Source organism: Streptomyces sp. WMMB 322 (assembly GCF_900090145.1).
Taxonomy (GTDB): Bacteria; Actinomycetota; Actinomycetes; order Streptomycetales; family Streptomycetaceae; genus Streptomyces.
In genome coordinates, this window is the sequence record NZ_FMHI01000008.1 from 36,269 (window position 1) to 61,177 (window position 24,909).

19 protein-coding genes are annotated in these 24,909 nt (G+C 70.8%); 11 read left to right on the top strand and 8 right to left on the bottom strand.

Annotated features, from left to right (window positions below):
• Window positions 1–2 precede the first annotated feature (2 nt).
• The 6 genes from H180DRAFT_RS14725 to H180DRAFT_RS14745 form a co-directional block, all read right to left on the bottom strand.
• A complete protein-coding gene (locus tag H180DRAFT_RS14725; protein ID WP_055486522.1) occupies window positions 3–1,952 on the bottom strand; it encodes a molybdopterin oxidoreductase family protein in 1,950 nt (649 codons plus the stop codon).
• Complete coding sequence (locus H180DRAFT_RS14730; RefSeq protein ID WP_055486523.1) at window positions 1,949–2,926, bottom strand: 2-dehydropantoate 2-reductase; 978 nt, start codon at window positions 2,924–2,926, stop codon at window positions 1,949–1,951. Before H180DRAFT_RS14730 ends, H180DRAFT_RS14725 begins: the two co-directional genes overlap by 4 nt.
• Window positions 2,927–3,086: 160 nt before the next feature.
• Window positions 3,087–3,245 carry an MFS transporter small subunit gene (locus H180DRAFT_RS29835; RefSeq protein WP_159033579.1) on the bottom strand — a complete coding sequence of 53 codons (159 nt, stop codon included), beginning with the start codon at window positions 3,243–3,245 and terminating at the stop codon, window positions 3,087–3,089.
• Window positions 3,242–4,633, bottom strand: a complete 1,392-nt coding sequence (locus H180DRAFT_RS14735; protein ID WP_055486524.1) for an OFA family MFS transporter — start codon at window positions 4,631–4,633, stop codon at window positions 3,242–3,244. The genes H180DRAFT_RS29835 and H180DRAFT_RS14735 overlap by 4 nt, the downstream gene beginning before the upstream one ends.
• Window positions 4,634–4,716: 83 nt before the next feature.
• Entirely contained in the window at window positions 4,717–5,475 is a 759-nt protein-coding gene (locus tag H180DRAFT_RS14740; RefSeq protein ID WP_055486525.1) for an MBL fold metallo-hydrolase, read from the bottom strand.
• Between the two features lie 91 nt (window positions 5,476–5,566).
• The gene (locus H180DRAFT_RS14745; RefSeq protein ID WP_055486526.1) at window positions 5,567–6,265 is read right to left on the bottom strand and encodes a class I SAM-dependent methyltransferase; all 699 of its coding nucleotides are present in this window, start codon (window positions 6,263–6,265) and stop codon (window positions 5,567–5,569) included.
• 255 nt (window positions 6,266–6,520) lie between these two features.
• Here H180DRAFT_RS14745 and H180DRAFT_RS14750 point away from each other — a divergent pair, with 255 nt between their 5' ends.
• Entirely contained in the window at window positions 6,521–7,198 is a 678-nt protein-coding gene (locus H180DRAFT_RS14750) for a GntR family transcriptional regulator (protein WP_055486527.1), read from the top strand.
• 233 nt (window positions 7,199–7,431) lie between these two features.
• Here H180DRAFT_RS14750 and H180DRAFT_RS14755 read toward each other — a convergent pair whose 3' ends face one another.
• Complete coding sequence (locus H180DRAFT_RS14755; RefSeq protein ID WP_055486684.1) at window positions 7,432–8,385, bottom strand: sigma-70 family RNA polymerase sigma factor; 954 nt, start codon at window positions 8,383–8,385, stop codon at window positions 7,432–7,434.
• A gap of 10 nt (window positions 8,386–8,395) precedes the next feature.
• Window positions 8,396–9,613 (bottom strand): NAD(P)/FAD-dependent oxidoreductase, encoded by a 1,218-nt coding sequence (locus H180DRAFT_RS14760; protein ID WP_055486528.1) that lies wholly within the window; start codon window positions 9,611–9,613, stop codon window positions 8,396–8,398.
• A gap of 444 nt (window positions 9,614–10,057) precedes the next feature.
• Here H180DRAFT_RS14760 and H180DRAFT_RS14765 point away from each other — a divergent pair, with 444 nt between their 5' ends.
• From H180DRAFT_RS14765 to H180DRAFT_RS14810, 10 genes are all read left to right on the top strand, one after another.
• Window positions 10,058–11,239 (top strand): ROK family transcriptional regulator, encoded by a 1,182-nt coding sequence (locus H180DRAFT_RS14765; RefSeq protein ID WP_055486529.1) that lies wholly within the window; start codon window positions 10,058–10,060, stop codon window positions 11,237–11,239.
• A gap of 215 nt (window positions 11,240–11,454) precedes the next feature.
• Window positions 11,455–13,008, top strand: a complete 1,554-nt coding sequence (locus tag H180DRAFT_RS14770; protein ID WP_055486530.1) for a sugar ABC transporter ATP-binding protein — start codon at window positions 11,455–11,457, stop codon at window positions 13,006–13,008.
• A gap of 68 nt (window positions 13,009–13,076) precedes the next feature.
• Complete coding sequence (locus tag H180DRAFT_RS14775) at window positions 13,077–14,018, top strand: ABC transporter permease (protein ID WP_254666037.1); 942 nt, start codon at window positions 13,077–13,079, stop codon at window positions 14,016–14,018.
• Window positions 14,015–15,148, top strand: a complete 1,134-nt coding sequence (locus H180DRAFT_RS14780; protein ID WP_079100121.1) for a substrate-binding domain-containing protein — start codon at window positions 14,015–14,017, stop codon at window positions 15,146–15,148. Before H180DRAFT_RS14775 ends, H180DRAFT_RS14780 begins: the two co-directional genes overlap by 4 nt.
• 168 nt (window positions 15,149–15,316) lie before the next feature.
• Complete coding sequence (locus tag H180DRAFT_RS14785) at window positions 15,317–16,525, top strand: Gfo/Idh/MocA family protein (RefSeq protein ID WP_055486531.1); 1,209 nt, start codon at window positions 15,317–15,319, stop codon at window positions 16,523–16,525.
• A gap of 67 nt (window positions 16,526–16,592) precedes the next feature.
• Window positions 16,593–17,591, top strand: a complete 999-nt coding sequence (locus tag H180DRAFT_RS14790; protein ID WP_055486532.1) for a sugar phosphate isomerase/epimerase family protein — start codon at window positions 16,593–16,595, stop codon at window positions 17,589–17,591.
• Window positions 17,592–18,087: 496 nt separating this feature from the next.
• Window positions 18,088–18,858: a M15 family metallopeptidase gene (locus H180DRAFT_RS14795; RefSeq protein WP_055486533.1), complete on the top strand. Its 771-nt coding sequence runs from the start codon at window positions 18,088–18,090 to the stop codon at window positions 18,856–18,858.
• A gap of 425 nt (window positions 18,859–19,283) precedes the next feature.
• On the top strand, window positions 19,284–19,676 hold the full coding sequence (locus H180DRAFT_RS14800; protein ID WP_055486687.1) for a hypothetical protein: 393 nt from the start codon (window positions 19,284–19,286) through the stop codon (window positions 19,674–19,676).
• The gene (locus tag H180DRAFT_RS14805) at window positions 19,673–20,296 is read left to right on the top strand and encodes a hypothetical protein (RefSeq protein WP_055486534.1); all 624 of its coding nucleotides are present in this window, start codon (window positions 19,673–19,675) and stop codon (window positions 20,294–20,296) included. The genes H180DRAFT_RS14800 and H180DRAFT_RS14805 overlap by 4 nt, the downstream gene beginning before the upstream one ends.
• Window positions 20,297–20,299: 3 nt before the next feature.
• On the top strand, window positions 20,300–24,901 hold the full coding sequence (locus H180DRAFT_RS14810) for a putative T7SS-secreted protein (protein ID WP_055486535.1): 4,602 nt from the start codon (window positions 20,300–20,302) through the stop codon (window positions 24,899–24,901).
• Window positions 24,902–24,909 lie beyond the last annotated feature (8 nt).

The following is a 24,909-nucleotide window of genomic DNA, read 5'->3' on the forward strand; positions in this document are numbered from 1 at the left end:
TCTCAGCTCCTCACGGCTGCCGCGACAGGCAGCTTCTCGATCCGTATCGCGGATGCCTTGAACTCGGCGGTACCTGCGATGGGGCAGTTGGACTCGATGGTCAGCTGGTTGGTGTCCACCTCGTCCGGGAAGTGCATGGTCATGAACGCGAGGCCCGGGCGCAGACCCGGGTCGATCCACACCGGAGCGACCACGGAGCCGCGCCGCGAGGTCACCCGCACCTCTTCGCCGACGCCGACCCCGTACGTCTCTGCGTCCTCCGGGCACAGCTCCACGTACTCACCGCGCCGCAGCGGCGAGGCGAAACTGCCGCTCTGCACACCGGTGTTGTACGAGTCCAGGCGGCGGCCGGTGGTCAGCCTCAGCGGGTACTCCTCGTCGGTGAGGTCCACCGGAGGGTCGTGCTTGACGATGCCGAACGGCGCGAGCGGTCCGCGCTTGGCCGGGTCCGCCTCCCACAGCCGCCCGTGCATGTACGTCGGTTCGAGCTTCTCCGTGCTGGGGCAGGGCCACTGGATGCCCTGGTGCTCGGTGAGCCTGTCGTACGTCATGCCGTAGTGGTTGGGCGAGACGGAGCGCAGTTCGTTCCAGACCGCCTCCGAGTCCGCGAACTTCCACTCGTGGCCGAGGCGTCCGGCGATGTCGCAGATGATGTCGATGTCCTCGCGGGCCTCACCCGGCGGGTCGACCGCCTTGCGCACGCGCTGCACGCGCCGTTCGCTGTTGGTGGTGGTGCCGTCGGTCTCGCACCATGCGGCGGTCGCGGGCAGCACCACGTCGGCCAGTTCGGCCGTCTTCGTCAGGAAGATGTCCTGCACCACGAGGTGTTCGAGCTTCTGCATCCGCTCGACGGCCTGGCCGGAGTCGGCCTCGGACTGCGCCGGGTTCTCGCCGATGCAGTAGACGGCCTTCAACTCGCCCGTCTCCATGGCCTCGAACATCATCGTGAGGTTGCGTCCGTGCCGCGGCTCCAGCTCGACGCCCCAGGCGGCCTCGAACTTCTCCCGGGTCTCGGGGTCGAGGACGTTCTGGAACCCGGGCAGCCGGTCCGGGATGGCACCCATGTCGCCGCCGCCCTGCACGTTGTTCTGGCCGCGCAGCGGCTGGAGGCCGGCGCCGTAGCGGCCCACGTGCCCGGTCAGCAGGGACAGGTTGATCAGCGCCCGCACGTTGTCGGTGCCGTTGTGGTGCTCGGTGATGCCCAGCGTCCAGCACAGCTGGGCGCGTTCGGCGGTGGCGTAGGCGTGCGCGAGGTCGCGGATGGCGTCGGCGGGTACGCCGGTCACCTTCTCCGCGGCGCTCAGCGTCCACGGCTCGACCTCGGCCTTGTACTCCTCGAAGCCGGTGGTGGCCCGCTCGATGAAGGCGTGGTTGGCCAGCCCCGAGTGGATGATCTCCCGGCCGATCGCGTGCGCCAGCGGGATGTCCGTGCCGACGTTCAGCCCGAGCCAGCTCTCCGCCCACTCGGCCGTGGACGTACGGCGCGGGTCGACGGCGTACATCCTCGCGCCGTTGCGGATGCCGCGCAGCACGTGCTGGAAGAAGATCGGGTGCGCGAAGCGGGCGTTGGAGCCCCACATCACGATCAGGTCGGTCGACTCGACCTCCTCGTAGGAGGAGGTGCCGCCGCCCGACCCGAACGCGGCGGAGAGCCCGGCCACGCTGGGCGCGTGACAGGTGCGGTTGCACGAGTCGACGTTGTGCGTGCCCATGATGACGCGGGTGAACTTCTGCGCCACGTAGTTCATCTCGTTCGTCGCGCGGGCGCAGGAGAACATGCCGAAGGCGTCCGGACCGTGCTCCGCCTTGATCCGGCGGAACCCCTCGGTCGCCTTCTCCAGCGCCTCCTCCCACGTCGCCCTGCGCAGCGGGCCGCCCTTCTCGTCCCGCACCAGGGGATGGGTGAGGCGGGTGTACTCCTTCGACGACGGTTTCCCGCGGTCGCGTTTCATGCTGCGCTCCTTACGGTCTGTGCCAGCAGGTCGGTGACGGCGTGGATGGCGCAGAGCTTCGGAACGCGCGTGCCGGTCAGCGCGGCGAGTTCGACCACGGCTGCCAGGAGCACATCCAGCTCCATGGGCTTGCCGCTCTCCAGGTCCTGGAGGGTGGAGGTCTTGTGCTCGCCGACGCGTTCGGCTCCGGCCAGTCGCTTCTCGACGGAGATCTCGGGACGGCAGCCGACGGCCTCGGCCACCGCGAGCGTCTCGCGCATCATCGTCGCCACCAGGGCCCGTGTGTCCTGGTGGCGGCAGATCTGCGCCATGGTCGCCCGGGAGAGCGCGCTGAGCGGATTGAACGCGATGTTCCCGAGCAGCTTGATCCAGATGTCGTTCCGGATGTCCGCCTCGACGGGGCACTTGAGGCCCCCGGCCTTCATGGCTTCGCTGAACTCCTCGCAGCGCGCGGAGTCGGTGGTGTCCGGCTCGCCGATGGAGAAGCGGGTGCCTTCCATGTGCTGTACGACGCCGGGGCCCTTGAGCTGGGTCGCGGCGTAGACGACGCAGCCGATGGCTCGTTCGGGCGGCAGCACGGCACTGACGGCGCCGTCGGGGTCGACGCTCTCGATGCGCCTGCCCTTGTAGGGGCCTTCCAGACCGTGGAAGTACCACCAGGGAATGCCGTTCTGCGCGGCCACGACGGCCGTCTTCTCGCCCAGCAGGGGGTGGACCAGCGGCCCGCACGCCGCGTAGGAGTTGGCCTTCAGCCCCAGGAAGACGTAGTCGACCGGCCCGATGGCGGACGGGTCGTCCGTGGCGTGCACCCGTGCGGTGAAGTCACCGCGCGGGCTGAGGACCTGGACGCCGTTGTCCTTCATGGCGGCCAGGTGAGGTCCACGGGCTATGAGGTGTACCTCGGCGCCCGCCCTGTGCAGCGCTGCTCCGACATAGGCGCCGATTGCTCCGGCGCCGACGACTGCAACTTTCATATCCGCTCTCCGTTCGGTTGAGGGGACCGAGCGTGGGATGGAACCTGAGATAGTCGACAGAATATTGTATACACTCGCGAACGGACAATACTTGTGCGGCGATTGCGCCGCACAGGACTGCGTCCGAATTATCCCCTCGCGGTGGCCCCGAAGGAACCCGTCAGCCGCCGGTGAAGAGCTGCACGGCCTTGAGGAGCAGTTCGTAGAGTCCGTACGCCATCGGCGCGCCCACCCAGAGCCAGGCGAGCGCGAACAGTGCCGCCGGGGGTCCGCCGGCGGCCGCCGGTGCGTCGGGTGTGCTGTTCTCGCCGGTGCTCATCGCCCCGTCGCCTCCTCGTGCTCTTCGTCGCCGGCGGGACCGGCGGCGGCCGCCGGTGCGGGCTCGTGGAACTTCGAACTCACCGGCCGGATCAGCTCGTTCGCGATGAACCCGACGGCCAGCAGTCCGATCATGATGGACAGCGCCAGCCCGTAGAGGCCCGGGCCGGAGCGGCCCGCCGCCTCCTGCGAGTCGGCGACCCAGTTGACGATGAGCGGGCCGAGTACGCCCGCCGTGGACCACGCGGTCAGCAGCCGCCCGTGGATGGCGCCCACCTGGTAGGTGCCGAACAGGTCCTTCAGATAGGCCGGCACGGTTGCGAAACCGCCGCCGTAGAAGGAGATGATCACCAGCGCGCACCCGATGAACAGCGGCTTGGAGGAGTCGCCGAGCAGCACGATCCCCAGGTACATCAGCGCGCCCACGCCGAGATAGCACCGGTACATGTTCTTGCGGCCGATCACGTCCGACGTGGACGACCACAGAAAGCGCCCGCCCATGTTGGCCAGCGAGAGCAGGGCGACGAAGCCCGCCGCGGCGGAGGCGGAGACGGGAGTGGAGGTGTCGGCGAAGAAGTCGCCGATCATCGGCGCGGCCTTCTCCAGGATGCCGATCCCGGCTGTCACGTTCATCGTCAGAACGACCCACAGGCACCAGAACTGCGGCGTGCGCACTGCGTTGCGCGCGGAGACGTTCGCTGTGGTCACCAGCGGCTTGCTCGCCAACTGCTCCTGCGGCGGCTTCCCGCCCGGCGGCTGCCAGCCCTCGGCCGGCACGCGGACCAGCAGCACCCCCAGCGACATGAAGACCGCGTAGACCAGTCCGTGTACGAGGAAGGCCGAGGCGACTCCGCCCTTGTCGCTGCCGAAGCTCTCCAGCATCTGAGCGGACCACGGCGAGGCGATGAGCGCCCCGCCGCCGAACCCCATGATCGCGATGCCGGTCGCCATGCCGGGACGGTCGGGAAACCACTTGATGAGCGTGGAGACGGGGGAGATGTAACCGATGCCGAGGCCGATGCCGCCGACGAACCCGTAGCCGAAGACCACCAGCCAGTACTGCCCGGCGGCGGCGCCCAGCGCGGAGATCAGGAAGCCCGAGCAGAAGCACAGCAGCGAGACCGTCATCGCCCAGCGCGGCCCGTTGCGCTCCACGAGGGTGCCGCCGAAGGCCGCGGAGAGACCGAGCATGACGATGCCCAGCTGGAAGGGGAGGGCGCTGGCCGTCCCGGACAGGCCCATGGACGACTCGAGCGCGGGTTTGAAGACGCTCCACGCATAGGCCTGGCCGATCGAGAGGTGGACCGACAGTGCGGCCGGGGGGATCAGCCAGCGGCTCCAGCCGGGCGGTGCCACGGTGCGGGAGCGATCAAGGAACCCGAGTGCCATGGCGACGAACTGTAGGTAGTTGAAAGGGAGATGACCAGAGCGGCGGCAGATTTTGTCGACTGTATGTGGCCCGGCCGCTGCCACTACGTGACCTCTGCACCGACCTCCAGTACCTGACCGGGAGCGGCGACGGCGAGTGGCCCCCGGAACGTTGCGCGCGCCGCACGCAACGCCTCTTCGGGCGGAGTGCCGGGCCACAGATGGGTCAGCAGGAGCCCGGCGGCGCCCGCCTGCTGCGCGTACCGGCCCGCCAGACGGGCGCTGAGCAGATGCTCCGCGTCCTCGCGCGGGACGGTTTCGGGGTATGTGGCCTCGCAGAGGAAGATGTCGGCCCCCTGGGCGAGGAGTGGCACCTGAGGGCTCGGACCGGTGTCACCGGTGTAGGCGAGCACGGTGCCCCGCGGACTGGTGAGGCGGATACCGGCGTTCGGCACGAAGTGCGGAAGCAGCACGGTGTCGACCGTGAAGGGGCCGATCTCGAAGCGTGCTCCGGCGGTGAACTCGTGCAGGGTCCAGGCATCGGCGAGCATGCCGTGCCGGTCGAGGGCGAGCACCGCGTCCAGCGCTCCCGGCAGCGCGTACAAGGGGAGGCGTGCAGGACCGGCGCCGCCGAGGGCCCGTGCGCGCAGCAGCGGGTTGAGGTCCGCGCAGTGGTCCGGATGTCCGTGGCTGACGAGGACCGCGTCGATCTGCTCCGCTCCGGCGTGCCCCAGGAGCGCCGGCAGCGTGGCGTACCCCGGGTCGATCAGCAGCCGGAATCCTTCACAGGTGACCAGGTAGCCGCTGCATCCCTGGGTGCTCGTCGGCCACGCTCCGCAGCCCCCGAGCACGGTCAGCTCCATCCGGAGACCCTTCTTCTCATCCGCGGGTTCTGCGGGTTCTGCGGGTTGTGCCGGACTCCGGCTGTGCCCCTTGCCGGGGGCCCGGTTCCCGTCATCGTCGTACGCAGGTGTACGAGGCGTACACGGAGCCGCGGAACGAGGCGTCGGCGATCTCGAAACCCGTGGCCGTCAGCATCGGCTCCAGCAGCCACCGGAACGTGCTGTGTTCGGTGCGGATGTGTTCCGCGAGGTCCTCGCGGGTGTACCCCGTGGCCGGGTCCTCCGGGGCGTCCTCCAGCCAGCTCTCCACGAACTCCTCGATCCGCTGTGCGGGGACGTCGTAGACCAGGTCGTGGATGCGGAGGATGCCGCCGGGTCTCAGCATGCCCGCGATGCGGTGCAGAGCCAGCACTTTCCAGAAGTCGGGCAGCTGATGCAGCGCGTGCCGGGTGAAGACCGCGTCGGCCGGCGGACCGGAGTGCTCGTAGGTCAGGAAGCCGCCCCGCACGCATTCCAGGGTGGCCAGTCCTTCCGCGGCGGCACGCTCACGCAGTACGTCGCGCATCGCGGGGGAGACCTCCACGGCGACGACGCGCCCGAAGGCCCGTGCCGCGGGGACGGCGAACTGGCCGGTGCCCGCGCCGAGATCGACGACGACGGAGTCGGCCGAGAGCCCGTGCGAGCGGAGCAGGTCAAGGTCTCCGGCGGGGTCGGGATGCCCCTGCTTGCGGTCGAATCGGCTGACGAAGCCGGGGTCGAGGTGCTCGGGGCCCGCGTGGGCCAGTTCGTCGGGTGTCCAGTCGCGCTCCATGGGAGCAGAGACTGGCACGGCAAGGGGCGGGACGCGCGCCAATATCCGGTTGGGGCAGGGGAGTTCGGGATCCGGGCCCGTGTCCGGAATGCGGGGTGTGACGTGTCACAGTGAGCAGAAGATGGCCCCTGTGCGCGCCGCGGAGCCAGTGCACTCCGTAGACTGTATTCAATAGCCAAGAGTTTCAGGGTTCCCGTCGCTGACGGTTCTCTCATCTTTCAGGGTCCAGGGCCCCCGAAGGTCAGGAGTCGCCGAATGTTGTCCGCCGGACTGCCGGAAGGCACCATGCCCAAGCTGGAGCGTCCGGGCCCGCTCCGCGAGCGGGTCTACGAAGCGCTGCTGGAGCTCATCACCACCCGCTCGCTCAGGCCCGGGCAGCATCTTGTCGAGAGCGAGCTCGCCCAGCATCTCGGAGTCTCCCGGCAGCCCGTGCGGGAGGCGCTGCAGCGGCTGAACACCGACGGATGGGTGGACCTGCGCCCCGCACAGGGCGCGTTCGTGCACGAGCCGACGGAGGAGGAGGCCGACCAGCTGCTGACCGTGCGCACGCTGCTGGAGGCCGAGGCCGCCCGGCTCGCCGCCGCGAACGCGGACGCCGGCGGCGTCGCGGAGCTGGAGGACCTGTGCGCCCGCGGTGAGGCGGCCGTCGGCGGTGCTGAGGTGGAGACGGTCGTGGAGGCGAACGCGGCCTTCCACGCCCGCGTGATGGCACTGGCCGGCAACTCCGTCCTCGCCGAACTCGCCCGGCAGGTCGACCGCCGGGTGCGCTGGTACTACACGCCGGTCGCGCGGCAGCGCGGTGCGCAGTCCTGGATCGAGCACCGCGAGCTGATCAGCGCCATCGCCGACGGGGACGGGCAGCGCGCCGCCGACGTCATGCGGCAGCACACCGAGCACACACGCCGCTCCTACCACGAGCGCGAACGCGGCTGACGCCTCCGCTTCCCGGCGGGCGCCGCGGCTTTTCCCGCCCTGGCTCCGCGATTCCCCCCGGGGAGCCGGGCGTCCCGTGCGCCCTTGCAGGCCACCGTGCACTCCGGTCCCGCGGGCCCGCCCCGGCCCGGGGGCCGGCCGTTGTTCCTGCGGCCACGAGGGCGGTGAACCCGCAGCACGACCACCGTGGGACGCGGTGCCTCACAGGCGGCCGCCCGTGAAACGCGGGCGCATCACCACCGGGCGATGAGCGGCGGGGCCGGTTCGTGCTGCCGCCAGGCCTCGACGAGGCGGGCGAGGCGTGCGGGGGCTGCGATGCCGCGCACGGCCGCGATCCCGCCGTCGGTGATGTCGAACGTCACGGCGCCGATGACCTGGTCGCCGACCACGAAGAGGACGGCGGGCGCGCCGTTGACGAGCGCGTAGTGGATGGCGGGCGTGCCGCCGGCCAGTCGCCGTTTCGCGGGTGTGGGTTTGAAGCCGGCCCGTACGAAGGTGGCGACGCGCTGCGGAGTTTCGTACCGCAGCAGCTTCCCGGCCTGACCGGCACCGTCGGAGATCGCTGTCGCGTCGTCGGTGAGCAGCGCCACCAGCCGTTCGGTGCGGCCCGAGGAGGCGGCGGCGAGGAACTCCTCGACGATCCTGCGTGCGGCGGCGGGGTCGACTCCTCCGCCGCCGCGGCGTGCGGCGGTGATGCGGCGTCGGGCCCGGTGGAGGTGCTGCTGGCTCGCGGACTCGGTGATGTCCAGGATCTCGGCGATCTCGGCGTGGCTGTTGGAGAAGGCCTCGCGCAGGACGTAGACGGCCCGCTCGTGGGGTGAGAGGCGCTCCATGAGAGTGAGCACGGCCAGGGAGACCGATTCGCGCTGCTCGAACGTATCGGCAGGGCCGAGCATCGGGTCCCCGTCGAGAAGCGGTTCGGGCAGCCAGGCGCCGACGGCGCGTTCGCGGCGGGCCTGTGCGGAGCGCAGCCGGTCGAGGCACAGGTTGGTGACGACCTTTGTCAGCCATGCCTCCGGCACCTCGATCCGCTGCCGGTCGGCGGACTGCCACTGCAGGAACGCGTCCTGCACGGCGTCTTCGGCGTCGGCGGCGGAGCCCAGCAGCCGGTACGCCAGCGAGGCCAGCCGGTTACGGCCGGCCTCGAACCGGCTGGTGTCGAAGCGATCGGGGACGCTGCTGTCCACGCGGATCACCCTACGGCCACGCAATCGCCTTCTCGGCGGACGGATTCGCGGAGGTGTCCGGGGCGGCGGCCAGGCGGCGCCTGCGCCTGGGCAGGCCGAAGGTCGGGTGGGAGGTGGCCCACAGCGAGCCCTTGAGGATGCCCGCCTTGATCCGGGCGGCCTTCCGGCCGGCCACGTACTTCGGCTTCGCCCGTGCTTCGTCGTCGACCATCTGCAGGAGCCCGTCCCGCCGCCCGAGGCTGATGTGGTTGCCCACGTACCCGAGCCTGGTGCGGGCGATCTTGCGGCCGGTGAGGTGTCCCGTGATCGCGGCGATCGCCTGCATGCTGGTGCAGCCGGCCGAAGCGCAGGACATCGGCAGCGGCCGGCCGTTGTCGCCGATGGCGTGGACGCTGTCGCCGGCGGCGTAGACGTTCGGGTGCGAGACGGACCGCATGGTGCGGTCGACGACGATGCGACCGTCCTCGGTGACCTCCAGCCCGCCGGCGGCGGCGACGGGGCTGACCGCGAACCCGGCTGCCCACACCGTCGCGTCGGACGCCAAGGTGGAACCGTCGGCGCACAGCACCCGCGTCGCTTCGACCGTCTCGACGCCGGTGTGCTCCAGGACCGTGATGCCCAGCCGGTCGCAGGCCCGGCGCAGGTGGCTGCGGGCTCCGCCGGAGAGCCGAGCGCCGAGCTCGCCGCGGGCGACCAGCGTCACCGACAGGCCGGGCCGGGATTCGGCGAGCTCGGTGGCGGTCTCGATGCCGGTCAGCCCGTCGCCGACGACCAGCACCCTGCGGCCTTCGCCCCGCGCCTCCAGGCTGTCCAGGCGCTCGCGCAGGCGCAGCGCCGAGGACCGGCCGGTGACGTCGAAGGCGTGCTCGGTCACGCCCGGGACGCCGCTGGTGTCGACGTGGCTGCCGAGCGCGTAGACAAGCGTGTCGTAGCCGAGTTCGCCGGCGCCCTCGGCGTCCGCCACGGCGACGACCTGACGCTCGGGGTCGACGGCGGTGACACGGGCCAGGCGCAGCCGTATCCCCGTGCCTGCGAAGACGTCGGCGAGTCTCGGAGCCTCGATCTCCTGGCCGGCCGCGAGCTGGTGCAGCCGCAGCCGCTGGACGAAGTCCGGCTCAGCGCTGACCACGGTGATCTCGGTGTCCGCCGGGGACAGCCGGCGGGCCAGGTTCCCGGCCGTGTGGGCCCCGGCATAGCCGGCGCCGAGCACGAGGATGCGGTGCTTCATGGGGCGCTCCTGTCTGTTCGCTTGCTCCCTCGTGGGTTGAGCGGGACAGCGGGCCGATTGCTGACAGGAACTGAATGTGACGTGTGTCACGTAGTGTTGGAATCCGTGCGCGACCTGCTCGGGGCCGCCCCCTGCTCTGGTCCGCCGCCAGGTCGCGGTCCCCGTCCGCCGGTGCGCGAGCGGGGCCGGCGGCGGGACGCGGAAAGGCTTTGTCCAGTCCATGGAAAAAGTCGAAGGGGTTTCTGCAGAACTTCTTCCCCAGGGCGCAGAGCGCTGGTACGTTCCCAGTCAATCCCCGGGGAGCGACCCACGCTTCCGCGGGAGAGGTCGACGAGAAGTCCGGCCGCATGCAGGGGAGTTGAGCATTGCACCCTGCCCGCCGGCCGGGTGGCTTCCCAGAGCCGGCTGACGGTTGTCAGGGGAGGGAGGGTGACGGTGAGGCGCATGACAGCTCGGCCCGCGAACGCGCACCAGGCGCGACTGCTCCGCCTGCTGCGTGACGGTGGTCCGAACTCCCGCGCCGAGCTGGGCGACCGCGTCGACCTCTCCCGTTCCAAGCTCGCCGTGGAGATCGACCGGCTGCTGGAGACGGGGCTCGTCGTCGCCGACGGGCTCGCCGCCTCCCGCGGCGGCCGCCGCTCGCACAACGTCCGGCTCGCCCCCGAACTCCGCTTCCTCGGCGTCGACATCGGCGCCACGTCCGTCGATGTGGCTGTGACCAACCCCGAGTTGGAGATTCTGGGGCACGTCAATCAGCCGATGGACGTGCGTGAGGGCCCCGTCGCAGTCTTCGACGAGGTGCTCGCGCTCGTCGGCAAGCTCCGTGACTCCGGCGTCGCCGACGGCTTCGCCGGCGCGGGAATCGGCGTCCCCGGGCCGGTGCGCTTCCCGGAGGGTGTCCCGGTGGCTCCGCCGATCATGCCCGGCTGGGACGGCTTCCCCGTACGGGAGGCACTCAGCCAGGAACTCGGCTGCCCCGTCATGGTCGACAACGACGTGAACCTGATGGCCATGGGCGAGATGCAGGCCGGAGTCGCCCGCTCCGTACGGGACTTCTTCTGCGTGAAGATCGGCACCGGCATCGGTTGCGGTGTCGTCGCCGGCGGTGAGGTGCACCGCGGGACCACGGGAAGCGCCGGAGACATCGGGCACATACAGGTCGAGCTGGAGGGCCGCCCCTGCCCGTGCGGCAACCGCGGCTGTCTGGAGGCCTACTTCGGAGGAGCCGCCCTCGCACGAGACGCGGAGGCCGCCGCGCGCGACGGGGTGTCGCCCGAACTGTCGGCCCGGCTGGAGGCCGCGGGGCGGCTGAGCGCCGAGGACGTCGCCAACGCGGCCGCCGCCGGCGACGGCACATCCCTGGACCTCATCCGCGAGGGCGGCGCCCGGGTCGGCCAGGTCATCGCCGGTCTCGTCAGCTTCTTCAACCCCGGACTCGTCGTCATCGGCGGCGGCGTGACCGGACTCGGGCACACGCTGCTCGCAAGCATCCGCACACAGGTCTACCGCCAGTCGCTGCCCCTGGCGACCGGCAATCTCCCCATCGTCCTGGGCGAGTTGGGCCCCGTCGCCGGCGTGACCGGAGCCGCCCGCCTCATCAGCGACCACCTCTTCTCACCGGCCTGACCCGGCTCCCGGGGCCCGGCTCGCGCCGGGCTCCCGGTCCGCCCGCAAGGCCCCGTCGTACAGCGCGCGCACCGCCCCGCACCAACGGCACCCGCTCCACCGCACAGGCACCACACCGCACTGCACCGCACACAGCACGGCCGGCACCACAGCCCCGCAAGACGGCACCGAGCACGGTCCCGCCTGCCCGTACGCAGTACGCACGGAGGCCCGCCATGGCTCCAGACGATCCACAGGCTCCACTGCTGACGATGTCCCGCATCACCAAGACCTTCCCCGGCGTGAGGGCGCTGGACGGCGTCGACCTGGACGTTCAGGCCGGCGAAGTGCACTGCCTGCTCGGGCAGAACGGCGCGGGCAAATCCACCCTGATCAAGATCCTGGCAGGCGCCCACCAGCCGGACGAGGGAGACATCCACTGGCAGGGCGAGCCCGTACGGCTGCCCACGCCGATGGCCGCCATGCGGCTCGGCATCGCCACCATCTACCAGGAACTCGACCTGGTGGAGCACCTGTCGGTCACCGAGAACATCTTCCTCGGCAACGAGGTGTCCGCCCGCGGCTTCATCCGCGCACGCGACGCCCGCACCCGCGCAGCCTCGCTCCTGCGCCGCCTCGGGCATCCCGAGATCGACCCGGACGTGACCGTCGGCGCGCTCCCCGCCGCCGCGCAGCAGATTGTCTCCATGGCCCGCGCCCTCTCGCACGACGTGCGCCTCATCGTCATGGACGAGCCCTCCGCCGCACTCGACCCGGACGAGGTCTCCAACCTGTTCCGCATCGTCGCCGCGCTGACGGCGGACGGCGTCGCCGTCGTCTACATCTCCCACCGGCTGGAAGAGATACGCCGCATCGGTGACCGCGTCTGCGTGCTCAAGGACGGGCGCGTCGCCGCCCGCGGACTGCCGGCCCGCACCACCGGGACACGGGAGTTCGTCGCCCTGATGACCGGCCGCGAGGTGCAGTACGCCTTCCCCGAACGCCCGGCTGTCATCGAACCGTTGGAGGACCGCGTCCTCCACGCCGCGCCCCCGCCGCCGGTGCTGCGCGCCGAAGGCCTCACGCGCAAGGGGGAGTTCGCGCCGCTCGACCTCGAACTGCGCGCCGGTGAGATCACCGGCCTCGCCGGGCTCGTCGGCTCCGGGCGCTCGGAGATCCTGGAGACCCTCGCCGGAGCCCGCAGGCCCACCGCAGGACGCGTCCTCGTCGACGGCAGGCCGCTGCGTCCCGGCGACGTCACCGCGGCGGTACGGGCGGGCATCGGTCTGGCGCCCGAAGAGCGCAAGTCCCAGGCGCTGTTGATGCTGGAGCCCGTCTCCAGCAACGTCTCCGTCTCGGCGCTGCCCCGCTTCTCCACCGGCGGCTGGCTCGACCGTTCCCGCGAGCGGGCCGAGACCCGCGCCCGCACCCGCGATCTCGCCCTGCACCCCGATGATCCCGACAGGGCCGTTCGCACCCTCTCCGGCGGCAACCAGCAGAAAGTCGTCCTCGCCCGCTGGCTGCTGCGCGAGTGCCGCGTTCTGCTGCTGGACGAGCCCACCCGCGGCGTCGACGTGGGGGCACGCGCCGAGCTCTACACCGTCATCCGCCGGCTCGCCGACTCCGGCGTCGCCGTCCTTCTCGTCTCCAGCGAACTGCCCGAAGTGCTCGGCCTGGCCGACCGGGTGCTGGTGCTCAGGGAGGGCCGCGTCGTGCACACCGCACCCGCCCGGGAGCTCGACGAGCACCGGGTGCTCGACCTCGTCATGGAAGGGAGCCCGTCGTGCTGAGCCCAACCGGTGCCGAGACGGTCAAGGAGCCCGCGTCGCAGCCGTCCGCTCCGCCGTCCCGGCGCGGCATCAGCGCACCCCGTTCCGGGCTGCGTCACCTCTCACTCGCCGGGGTGCTTCTCGCGCTGGTCGTCGTCGGCGCGTTCACCAAGCCGGAGCAGTTCCTGACCGGCGACAACCTTCAGCTGATCCTCACCCAGTCCTCGGTCATCGGGGTCGTCACCGTGGGCGTCACGTTCGTGATCATCGGCGGCGGCATCGACCTGTCCGTCGGAGCGATCGTGGCGCTCGCGTCCGTGTGGGCGACGACCGTGGCCACGCAGGAGTTCGGGCTGGGCGGCGTGCTGCTGTGCGCGCTGTGCGTGGGGCTGGGCTGCGGACTCGTCAACGGCGTGCTCATCGCCTACGGGCCGATGGTGCCCTTCATCGCGACCCTGGCCATGCTCGCCTCGGCGCGGGGGCTGGCGCTGCTGATCAGCGACGGCAAGACGCAGGTGGTGACGGTGGAGTCCGTTCTCGACCTCGGCGTCTCCGACAGCTACGTGCTGGGCGTGCCGCCGCTCGTCCTGGTCTTCGCCGCCGTCGCAGTGCTCGGCTGGCTCGTCCTGGGGCGCACCACGTTCGGACGGCGCACCGTCGCCGTCGGCGGCAACGCCGAGGCCTCGCGTCTGGCCGGCATCGCCGTGCGGCGGCAGCGGCTGCTGCTGTACCTGCTCTCCGGCCTGTGCTGCGGCATCGCCGCGTTCATGCTCATCGTCCTGACCGGCTCGGGCCAGAACACCAACGGCAACCTCTACGAACTCGACGCCATCGCCGCCGCGATCATCGGCGGCACCCTGCTGAGCGGAGGCCGCGGCACCATCACCGGCTCCGTGCTCGGAGTGCTCGTCTTCACCACGATCACCAACCTGTTCGCTCTCAACAACCTCCAGACGGACGTCCAGCAGATCGCCAAGGGAGCGATCATCGTCGCCGCAGTCCTGGTCCAGAAGGGTCGGAAGACGTCATGACCGAATCGCCCGAGAACCCGAATCCGAACAACCCCGTACCCGGCTCGCCCCGTTCCGAGGCCTCTTCGCGCTCGTCCTCGTCCTCGCCCCGTGCGTTCGGCGCCTCGCGCAGGAACATCCTCTTCGGCGCCGCCGCCGGTGCCGCCTTTCTCTCCGCCGGATGCACCAGCAACAAGAGCAACGACGACAAGGACGCCGAGGCCGGGCAGGCCAACGTCGCCGACGACAAGCCCGGCAAGCAGGTCACCATCGGCTTCGCCGGGCCGCAGGCCGACCACGGCTGGCTCAACGCCATCAACGAGCAGGCCAAGAAGCGGGCGAAGCAGTACAAGGACGTCACCCTGGAGGCCACCGAGGGGTCCAACGACAACGCCCAGCAGGTGGGGCAGATCGAGACGCTGATCAACAAGAAGGTCGACGTCCTCGTCATCCTTCCCGCCGACGGGAAGGCGCTCACGCAGGTCGGTCTCAAGGCGATGCGTGCGGGCATCCCCGTCGTCAACCTCGACCGGGTCTTCGCCTCGCAGCAGGCCTACCGGTGCTGGATCGGCGGCGACAACTACGGCATGGGGCTCAACGCCGGCCGCTACATCGGGGAGAAGCTCAAGGACAAGAAGAACGCGAAAGTCGTGGAACTCGCGGGCATCGACAACCTCGAGCTGACCCGGGAGCGCACGAAGGGCTTCGACGACGCCCTGAAGAACTACCCGGGCATCGACAAGGTCGCGCGGCAGGCCGCCGAGTTCACCGTGGAGTCCGGTCAGTCGAAGATGGCCCAACTGCTGCGTGCTGAACCGAAGTTCGACGCGCTGTGGAACCACGACGACGATCAGGGCGTCGGCGCCGAGCGGGCCATCAAGCAGGCCGGCCGCGACGACTTCCTCATGGTCGGCGGCGCCGGATCACGGCGCGTGATGGAGACCATCAAGGCCGACGACAGCGTCATCAAGGCCACCGTTCTCTATCCGCCGACGATGGCGGCCTCGGCGATCGACCTCGCACGCGCACTGGGGCAGGGCAAGGGGGTCGGCGGTCTCGCCGAATTCGAGATCCCCGCGTCCATCACGCTCTACTCGGCCGTCGTCACGAAGTCCAACGTCGACGAATACCTGCCGACGGGCTTCAAGTAGGCCCGCCCCGGGCCCCGTCACCGGGCTCTCCGGTCCGCTCCGGCCCGACCCGGACGACCCGGACGGCCCGGACCCGCGACGGGACCCGCTTCGGGCCGAGCACCGCGCCGCGCACCACGCCAGGGCCGTGCCCGCCCCCCACTCGTATCCCCGACAGGGAGGAGCCCCATGTCCGACGACACAGCGCCCGCACCCGCACCCGCCCACTCCCGACAGGGCGGATCGGCGCCACCGCTCGGCGTGGGCATGGTCGGTTACGCCTTCATGGGAGCCGCCCACTCCCAGGGGTGGCGCACCGTCGGCCGGGTCTTCGACCTGCCGCTCGCGCCCGCCATGACCGCCGTGTGCGGACGGGACCCGGAGGCCGTGCGCGCGGCGGCCGGCAAGCTCGGCTGGGCGGCGGCCGAAACCGACTGGCGGGCGCTGATCGCGCGCAGCGACATCCAGCTCGTCGACATCTGCACACCGGGCGAGAGCCATGCCGAGATCGCCGTCGCCGCACTGGAGGCGGGCAAGCACGTGCTGTGCGAGAAGCCCCTCGCCAACTCGGTGGCCGAGGCCGAAGCGATGGCCACCGCGGCGCAAGCAGCCCGCGAGCGGGGCCAGTTGACGATGGTCGGCTTCAACTACCGCCGCACGCCCGCCCTCGCCCTCGCCCGGCGCATGGTCGCCGAGGGCCGGCTGGGCGAACTGCGCCACGTGCGCGTGCACTACCTGCAGGACTGGCTCGTCGACCCGGCCTTCCCGCTGGCGTGGCGGCTGCGCAGGGAAGCCGCCGGCTCCGGGGCACTGGGGGACCTCGGCGCGCACGCCGTCGACATCGCACAGCACCTGGCGGGTTCACCCGTCGCCGGGATCTCCGCCCAGACGGAGACCTTCGTGACGGAGCGTCCGCTGCCCGGCGAGGCACCCGGCGGCGCGCTCGGCGCCGTCACCGTCGACGACGCGGCCATCTTCAACGGGCGCCTGCAATCGGGGGCGTTGGCGTCCTTCGAGGTCAGCCGCGTGGCCTCCGGACGCAAGAACGCACTGCGCGTCGAGCTCAACGGGACACTCGGATCACTCGAGTTCGACCTGGAACGCCTCAACGAACTCCATTTCCACGACCACACCGACACCGCATCCGAATCGGGGTTCCGGCGCATCCTCGTCACCGAGGGCGAGCACCCCTACCTGGAGGCGTGGTGGCCGCCCGGGCACGGCCTGGGCTACGAGCACACCTTCGTGCACCAGGCGCGCGACCTGCTGCACGCGATCGCCACCGGCACCGACGCAGAACCGTCCTTCGCCGACGGGCTCCAGGTCCAGCGGGTCCTGGCCGCCGTCGAGGAGAGCGCGGCGAAGCAGAGCACCTGCGTCACCGTCGACGCCGGCTGACGAGCCGGCCACTGCCGCCGGACCGGACCCGGACACCCAGCCCAGCACGGATCAGGAGGCTGCGCCAATGCCCCGACAGTTCACCCTCTTCACCGGCCAGTGGGCGGACCTGCCGCTGGAGGAAGTCTGCCGCCACGCCCGCGACTTCGGCTACGACGGTCTCGAACTCGCCTGCTGGGGCGACCACTTCGAAGTCGACCGCGCCCTCGCCGAACCCGGCTACGTCGAGGGACGGCATGCCCTGCTGGAGAAGTACGGCCTGAAGTGCTGGGCGATCTCCAACCACCTTGTGGGGCAGGCCGTCTGCGACGATCCCGTCGACGAGCGGCACCAGGCCATCCTGCCCGCCCGCATCTGGGGCGACGGCGACCCGGAGGGCGTGCGGCAGCGCGCCGCGGCGGCGATGAAGGACACCGCGCGAGCCGCGGCTGCGTTCGGCGTGCGCACCGTCGTCGGCTTCACCGGGTCCTCCATCTGGCATCTGGTCGCCATGTTCCCGCCGGTCCCGCCGCACATGGTCGAACGCGGCTACGAGGACTTCGCGCAGCGGTGGCACCCGATCCTGGACGTCTTCGACGCCGAGGGCGTGCGTTTCGCGCACGAGGTGCACCCGAGCGAGATCGCCTACGACTACTGGACGACGCACCGTGCGCTGGAAGCCATCGGCCACCGCCCGGCATTCGGACTCAACTTCGACCCCAGCCACTTCGTCTGGCAGGACCTGGACCCCACCGGGTTCCTCTACGACTACCGGGAGCGGATCTACCACGTCGACTGCAAGGAGGCCCGCAAGCGGCTCGACGGGCGCAACGGGCGGCTCGGCTCCCACCTGCCGTGGGGCGACCCGCGGCGCGGCTGGGACTTCGTCTCCGCCGGGCACGGCGACGTGGCCTGGGAGGACGTGTTCAGGATGCTGCACTCCATCGGCTACGACGGGCCCGTCTCCGTCGAGTGGGAGGACGCCGGCATGGACCGGCTGGCGGGAGCGCCGGAGGCCCTGCGCCGGCTCAAGGCCTACGACTACGACCCCCCGTCCTCCTCCTTCGACGCGGCGTTCAGCAGCTGAACGGGGCGCCGGGCCGGGCCGGTTGCCGCCGGACCACCACCCCCCACCGCCGCGCCCCCGGGCAACCCGCCTGCCCGGGGGCGCGGTTTCCCCCGGGCGTCAGCCCTGCGCGCGTCAGCCCTGCGCCGCGTACGGGACGACGGACCGGGCGACGGGGGGAAGAGGGTGAGTTGGGGTTCGGCGTCCGGTCCTCGTCCGTCCGCGCCGCCGTGACGTCCGTCATCTCCTGCCGCTCCCGGCTCATTTCGCCTCGCCGCACGCTCAGAACCCGGTCACGGTCACGGAACGTCATAACCGCTGTCCACCGCTCCGAGTCGTACGCCTCGTCCGCGTACGGGCGGCGCCGAGGGCGGAAGCGCAGCCGCGCAAATGACTGCCTTCAGCAGGAACTTCAGGAAATCTGCCGAATATTTGCCTGTTCTTGACGCGAACGGCGATCGGCGGGACTGTCAGCCTCTCCAGCCCGGCAACCCAACCCAGGAAGGCAACGTCTCCCATGACTTCACGTTCTGTCAGAGCGCTGGTCTCGGTTCTGACCGGTGCGGGCCTGGCGCTGGCCGCCCCCGCGGCCGTGCCCGCGGTGGCAAGCCCGGCGCCGGCCGCCGCAGCGACGGCCACAGCCGCCGACGCGTGCTACAGCTGGAGCGGAACGCTCAGCGAGGGCGCGTCCGGCGAAGCCGTGCGGCAGCTGCAGATCCGCGTCGCCGGATATCCGGGCTCCGGCAGCCAGTTGGCCATCGACGGCCAGTTCGGCCCCGCCACCAAGGCCGCGGTGCAGCGCTTCCAGTCGGCCTACGGCCTCTCCGCCGACGGAGTCGCGGGCCCCCAGACCTTCAACAAGATCTACGAGCTGCAGGACGACGACTGCACACCGGCCAACTTCAGCTACGACGAGCTGAACAACTGCAACTCCGACTGGTCCGGCGGCAAGGTCGGCGCGGCCACCGCCCGCGCCAACGCCCTGGTCACCATGTGGAAACTCCAGGCCATGCGGCACGCCATGGGCGACCGGCCGATCACCGTCAACGGCGGCTTCCGCAGCGTCTCCTGCAACAGCGCCGTCGGCGGCGCGGCCAACAGCCGCCACATGTACGGCCACGCGGCCGACCTGGGCGCGGGTTCCCAGGGCTTCTGCGCCCTGGCCCGGGCGGCACGCGACCACGGCTTCACCGAGATCCTCGGCCCCGGCTACCCGGGCCACGACGACCACACTCACGTCGCGGGCGGTGACGGACGCTTCTGGTCGGCCCCCAGCTGCGGGATCTGACACTCCACTTCGCCTTCGGCAGCACGACGCCCGCCCCGGATCGCCGATGACCCGGGGCGGGCGTCGTGCTCCGGCGCGGCTCCGCCCGGCGACCGCAAAACGCGGATGTGATCACGGCCTCTTCCCCTCGCCCTCACCGGCGGCGCAACGCCCGCGCTGTGTACGGTGACGGGACTGCCCGCGGGACGTGCGCGGGCAGCCGTTCGGACGTCGGGGGAGGCGCGGGCAGCGCCGCACGGGGGCCGGGTCGCAGCGCCGAAGTGGCCGCCGCCGTGGGGGAGTTCTGCGCGCGGTCCGCGGCCGGCCGGTCCGCGTACCGTTGCACGGCCGGAGCCGGTGCAGTGCCGCGGTCGGTGCCGGTGGAGGATCTGTCGCGGGTCCGCTTTCTCCCCTAGGGTCGGAATGCCTGAGCGAGCGGGGGTGTGATGCCTACGGAGGAGTCCGAGGACGGCGGGAACCTTGACGAGGTACAAGAGCAAGTGCGGGCCATGCTGGGGGAGTTCCGCAGATCGCTGGTGCTCGTCCCGATCCGGGACGGCGGGATCCTCGCCGGGGACCAGGGGGGCCTGCGATGGATCTACGCGTTCACCGACACCGACACGCTGACGGCGTTCGCGCGGGGGCGGGGCGAGGGCGGGGAGTGGGAGTTCCGGCGGGTCTACGGGGCCCGGCTGCTGGACGAGACCCTGGCCGAGGTCGGCGTCCCCTGCGGTATTGCGGTCGATGTGGGCAGTGAGGGCGCGTTCCTGCTGCCGCCGGCGAAGGGGATCGTGCCCGACGAGGTGGCCGTGACCGAGGAGTCGGAGGGGGCGGCGTGAGCGGCGGTTACAAGTTCGATCCCGCGGCGGCGAAGCAGGTAGAGCAGGGCCTGAAGGCTGCGACGGCGGAACTGGAGGAGACCGGCTTCTTCTCCATCACCGCGCAGCAGGGCCAGGGCTTCCAGTTCCTGATGATGTCCGGCATGGAGATGGGCAACGGTGAACTGGCCGACGTGTTCGGCCAGTTCTGCGGCCTGTGGGGAATGGCGATCCACGAGAAGATGCAGCACCTGAACGACATCGCGGAGAAGCTGGACCTGTCCGCCGGTCTGTACCACGAGCAGGAGCAGTACGTGAACGACACCCTCAAGGAGGTCGTCGTCACCGCAGGCTCGTACAACCCGCAACAGGGCGTCGCCGAGGGGGACAAGGCGGGCGAGAAGTCCTGGGGCGAGGTGTGGGACGGCGTGAAGCCGCGCGTGCCGGAGGTGGACACCTCCGTGCCGGACCTGGGCGAGATGGGCGACCAGTGGGAGCAGGTCGGGGACGACTTCGAGACCTCCCCGTGGCAGGACGTGGCCGGCCCGGACCGGTGGGACGAGTCGGACTGGCAGTGGCACGGGCCGCCGGAGCAGGAGCAGGGCGGCCAGGGCGACGGCAGGGGCAACGGGGGGAATTGACCTGTGGGTCTGGGGGACGCGTTCGAAGCGGTCGGCGACGGAGTCGAGTGGGCCGGCGGCAAGGCCGCCGACGGCCTGGAGAGCGTAGGGCTGGAAGGCGCAGCCGAGGGCGTACGGGACGCCGGCGAGTGGACGGCGGACAAGCTCGGTGCCGACGTCTCCGAACGGCAGCTGGGGGAGACGGAGGACCCGAAGGAGATCATCCACGGCGACGTGGAGAAGCTGACCGACCGGGCCGAGCATCTGCGGGACTTCTACAAGGCGTTCGACAAGCTCGGCTCCGGCCTGAAGCGCCTGGACGTGCACGGCTGGGAAGGCGAGGCCGGGGAGGCGTTCCGCTCCGAGTTCCAGCCGCAGCCGAAGTTCTGGCTGCAGGCAGCCGACGCGTGCGAGGCCGCCGCGAAGCAGATGGTCCAGTACGCCTCCACCGTGCAGTGGGCGCAGGGCGAGGCCAAGGAGGCCATCGCCCTGTACAAGAAGTCGAAGGCCGCCTCCGACAAGGCAGTTGACGACTACAACGCCAAGGCCGACGAGTGGAACCGCAAGAACGACTCCGGTCAGGACGCCGGCCCGAAGCCGCCGCCGTTCCAGGACCCGGGCAAGGCCGGACTGGACCGGGCCCAGCACATGGTCGGCGAGGCCAGGCATCAGCGCGACGACGCCGCGCGCCGCGCGAAGGACGCCATGAAGGGGCTCGTCGAGCAGGCCCCGAAGCTGCCCGGCGCCTGGGACATGGCCAAGCTGGCCTTCAAGTCCATGGGCGAGGGCATGGCGCTCAACAGCGTGCACCTGGTCGGCGGGGCACTGAAGGGCCTGGGTGAGACGGTCGGCCTGGTGCGGATGCTCAACCCCCAGGATCCGTACAACCTGACCCACCCGGCCCAGTACATGCAGAACGTCAACGGCGTCGCCACCGGCCTGGCCTCCACCGTCGCCCACCCCGAACGCCTCGTCGGCATCGTCAAGAACCAGAACTGGCGCGACCCGGCCGAGGCCATCGGGAAAGTCGCCGTCGACCTCATCGGCGGCAAGGGCGCCGGCGGCGCCGCCAAGGGAGGCCTCAAGGGCGCCCTGAAGGCCGGCGGCAAGGAAGCCGCCGAGCAGGGCGCGAAGCAGGCTGCCCGGAAGTCGGTCAAGGAGCGCATCAGCGACCTCGCGCGGGACCTGAAGTGCAAGGTGCTGCGCAACGAGCCCGTGGACATGGCCACCGGGCGGATGGTGCTGCCGCAGACCGACGTCAGCCTGCCGGGCACCTTCCCGCTCGACTTCAGCCGCACCTTCGAGTCCGCGTACCGCAACGGCGGCTGGTTCGGGCCCGCTTGGGCCTCCACCATCGACGAGCGTCTGGAGGCCGACGCCGAAGGTGTCGTGCACGTCGCCGCCGACGGCAGCGTGCGCGCCTATCCCCATCCGGCGCCGGACCTGTCCGTCACCCCGGTCAAGGGAGTGCCGTGGACGCTGGAGCGTCACCCGGACGGCTCGTACGTCCTCCACGACCCGGTCGAGCGGATCACCCGCACCTTCGAAGCGCCCGCCGGTGTGGAACCGGGCGGGGACGGCATCGCCAGGCTCGCTTCCGTCTCCGACGCGCAGGGCAACTGGATCTCCGTCGAGTGGGATCTGGGACAGCCGCACTCCATGTCCCACTCCGGCGGCTACGAGCTGCTGTTCACCTGCGACGCGGGACGCATCACGGCGCTGTCGCTGAGCACCCCCGAGGGTCCGGTGCGGCTGCGTTCCTACGCCTACGGCGAGCGCGGCTTCCTCACCTCCGTGGCCGACTTCGAGGACCGTGCCACCCGCTACGAGGTGGACGAACGCGGCCGCATCGTCAAGTGGACCGACAGCAACGACAGTTCGTTCTCGTACGTCTACGACGACGAGGACCGCTGCATCCACCACGAGGGCGAAGCCGGACACCTCAAGTCCCGCTTCGAGTACGGCCTGGACAGCAGCGAACCCGGATGCACCACGACCCGGGTCACCGACTCCCTGGGACACATCTCCCTGTTCACGGTCGACGCCCAGCTGCGGATCGTGGCCGAGACCGACCGCGCCGGCCGCACCACCCGCACCACGTACGACGACGAGCACCGGCCGCTGACGGTGACGGACCCTTTCCCGGCCTCCGGCCGGGGAGACCCCAAGGGTGCGACGGTCTCGTACACCTACGACGAGGTCGGGCGTCCGCTGCGCGTCGTGCTGCCCGACGGCGGCGAGGTCTCCGTCGAGTACGACGAGCACGGCCGTCCGGTTCGCAGGACCGACGCCGACGGCGCGGAGTGGCACTACGCCCGCGACGAGCGAGGACTGCTCACCGCAGTCACCGACCCGGCCGGTTCGACCACCACCTACGGCTACGACGCCCGCGGCCATCTCGCGTCCGTCACCGACGTGTTGGGCGCCACCACCGCGGTCCGCTGCGACGCGGCAGGCCTGCCGGTGTGGATCACCGACCCCCTGGGAGGGACGACCGCGTACGTGCGCGACGCGTTCGGGCGGCCCGTCACCGTCACCGAACCGTCGGGCGCCGTCACCAGCTTGGAGTGGACGACGGAGGGCCACCTCCTGAGCCGTACCGACCCCGGCGGCGAGGTGCAGAGCTGGACGTACGACGGGGAGGGCAACTGCCTCACCCACACCGACGCCGTCGGCGGCGAAACCCACTACGAATACACGCACTTCGACCTGCGCACCGCCCGGACCGGCCCCGACGGCGTGCGGCACACCTTCGCCTACGACACCGAACTGCGCCTCGTCCAGGTCGCCAACCCGCAGGGACTGACCTGGAGTTACACCTACGACCCCGCGGGCCGCCTGATATCGGAGACCGACTTCGACGGCCGCACCGTGCAGTACGGCCAGGACGACGCCGGGCGCCTGGCCTTCCGCACCAACCCGGCGGGCGAGACGGTCAGCTTCACCCGCGACGCCATGGGCCGCGTCACGAGGAAGAACGCCGACGGCGACGCCACCGACTTCACCTACGACGCGGCCGGGCGTCTCATATCCGCCTCGGGCCCCGACGCGGAGCTGGTCTGCCGCCGCGACAAGCTCGGACGCGTCAAGGACGAGGTCGTCAACGGCCGTGTCCTCACCCACGATTACGACGCTCTCGGCCGCCGCACCCGCCGGGTCACCCCCGCCGGCACCGTCACCACCTACACCTACGACGCGGTCGGCAACCGCACGTCACTCACCACCAACGGGCACACGCTCACCTTCGACCACGACGAGTCGGGTCGCGAGACCAGTCGCAGCGTCGGCGACGCCCTGACGTTCACCAGCCTGTGGGACCCGGCGGGGCGTCTGGCGTCCCAGACGATCGCCGGCCCCTCGGCAGGCACGGTGCAGCAGCGCACGTACCGCTACCGCGCCGACAGTCATCTCGTGGGCGTCGACGACCGGTTGAACGGCTCGCAGCTCTTCGACCTCGACCCGGCCGGGCGCGTGACGGCAGTGCGTGCGGAGAACTGGTCGGAGGCGTACGCGTACGACGAGGCGGGCAACCAGACCAGTGCCGACTGGCCCGCGCAGCACGCGGGTTCGGACGCGCGGGGTGAGCGCAGCTACAGCGGCACGAAGCTGCTGACCGCGGGGTCGATCCGCTACGAGTACGACGAGGCGGGCCGTGCGGTGCTGCGGCAGAAGTCGCGGCTGTCGAAGAAGCCGGACACCTGGCGCTACTCCTGGGACGGGGAGGACCGTCTGACGTCGGTGACGACGCCGGACGGGACGCGCTGGCGGTACTTGTACGACCCGCTGGGCCGGCGCATCGCCAAGCAGCGGCTCGGCGGCGACGACGGCCAGGGCGACGGTGAACAGGTGCTGGAGCAGGTCGACTTCACCTGGGACGGTACGACGCTGGTGGAGCAGACGAGCACTGCTCCGAATCTGCCGGATCCGGTGACGCTCACGTGGGATCACGACGGTCTGCGGCCGTTGACGCAGACCGAGCGCATCACGAACGAGACGACGCAGGCCGAGATCGACTCGCGGTTCTTCGCGATCGCCACGGACCTGGTGGGTGCTCCGTCCGAACTGCTCGATGAGAGCGGCGGCATCGCCTGGCGCACGCGCAGCACCCTGTGGGGCACGACGACGTGGAACGCGGACGCCACGGCCTACACGCCGCTGCGTTTCCCCGGCCAGTACGCCGACCCGGAGACGGGCCTGCACTACAACTTCCACCGCCACTACGACCCCACCACGGCCCGCTACATCTCCCAGGACCCCCTGGGCCTCGACCCTGCCCCTAACCCGGTCACGTACGTGCACAACCCGCACACGTGGGCGGACCCGCTCGGCTTGGCCGCATGTCCCGCAGCTATGCGGCGGGATTTCGACGGCCTACCTGACGGAAAGCAGAAAGGGAAAGTCAAAGTAGTTGAAAGCGTGGGGGAATTGCGCGCCAAGTTCGACTCGTGGACACAGGGTGCAGAGCGTCTTCCTGCACGAGGACCAAAGATCCCTGAGGTGTACAAGCTGGAAGACGGAACTGTGGTGCAATGGCGAACGACGTCCGCTTCTGGTGGCGAGACGATCGATATCATTGAGCCAGGGAAGTCCACCCCTAAGAAGGTGCACATTGACAGCGGTTCGTGAAGGAGGCC

What these genes read in the sequence shown, in the direction of transcription:
- H180DRAFT_RS14725 (WP_055486522.1), bottom strand. Translation starts at nt 1,952, where the DNA reads ATGAAACGCGACCGCGGGAAACCGTCGTCGAAGGAGTACACCCGCCTC.
- H180DRAFT_RS14730 (WP_055486523.1), bottom strand. Translation starts at nt 2,926, where the DNA reads ATGAAAGTTGCAGTCGTCGGCGCCGGAGCAATCGGCGCCTATGTCGGA.
- H180DRAFT_RS29835 (WP_159033579.1), bottom strand. Translation starts at nt 3,245, where the DNA reads ATGAGCACCGGCGAGAACAGCACACCCGACGCACCGGCGGCCGCCGGC.
- H180DRAFT_RS14735 (WP_055486524.1), bottom strand. Translation starts at nt 4,633, where the DNA reads ATGGCACTCGGGTTCCTTGATCGCTCCCGCACCGTGGCACCGCCCGGC.
- H180DRAFT_RS14740 (WP_055486525.1), bottom strand. Translation starts at nt 5,475, where the DNA reads ATGGAGCTGACCGTGCTCGGGGGCTGCGGAGCGTGGCCGACGAGCACC.
- H180DRAFT_RS14745 (WP_055486526.1), bottom strand. Translation starts at nt 6,265, where the DNA reads ATGGAGCGCGACTGGACACCCGACGAACTGGCCCACGCGGGCCCCGAG.
- H180DRAFT_RS14750 (WP_055486527.1), top strand. Translation starts at nt 6,521, where the DNA reads ATGTTGTCCGCCGGACTGCCGGAAGGCACCATGCCCAAGCTGGAGCGT.
- H180DRAFT_RS14760 (WP_055486528.1), bottom strand. Translation starts at nt 9,613, where the DNA reads ATGAAGCACCGCATCCTCGTGCTCGGCGCCGGCTATGCCGGGGCCCAC.
- H180DRAFT_RS14765 (WP_055486529.1), top strand. Translation starts at nt 10,058, where the DNA reads ATGACAGCTCGGCCCGCGAACGCGCACCAGGCGCGACTGCTCCGCCTG.
- H180DRAFT_RS14770 (WP_055486530.1), top strand. Translation starts at nt 11,455, where the DNA reads ATGGCTCCAGACGATCCACAGGCTCCACTGCTGACGATGTCCCGCATC.
- H180DRAFT_RS14780 (WP_079100121.1), top strand. Translation starts at nt 14,015, where the DNA reads ATGACCGAATCGCCCGAGAACCCGAATCCGAACAACCCCGTACCCGGC.
- H180DRAFT_RS14785 (WP_055486531.1), top strand. Translation starts at nt 15,317, where the DNA reads ATGTCCGACGACACAGCGCCCGCACCCGCACCCGCCCACTCCCGACAG.
- H180DRAFT_RS14790 (WP_055486532.1), top strand. Translation starts at nt 16,593, where the DNA reads ATGCCCCGACAGTTCACCCTCTTCACCGGCCAGTGGGCGGACCTGCCG.
- H180DRAFT_RS14795 (WP_055486533.1), top strand. Translation starts at nt 18,088, where the DNA reads ATGACTTCACGTTCTGTCAGAGCGCTGGTCTCGGTTCTGACCGGTGCG.
- H180DRAFT_RS14800 (WP_055486687.1), top strand. Translation starts at nt 19,284, where the DNA reads ATGCCTACGGAGGAGTCCGAGGACGGCGGGAACCTTGACGAGGTACAA.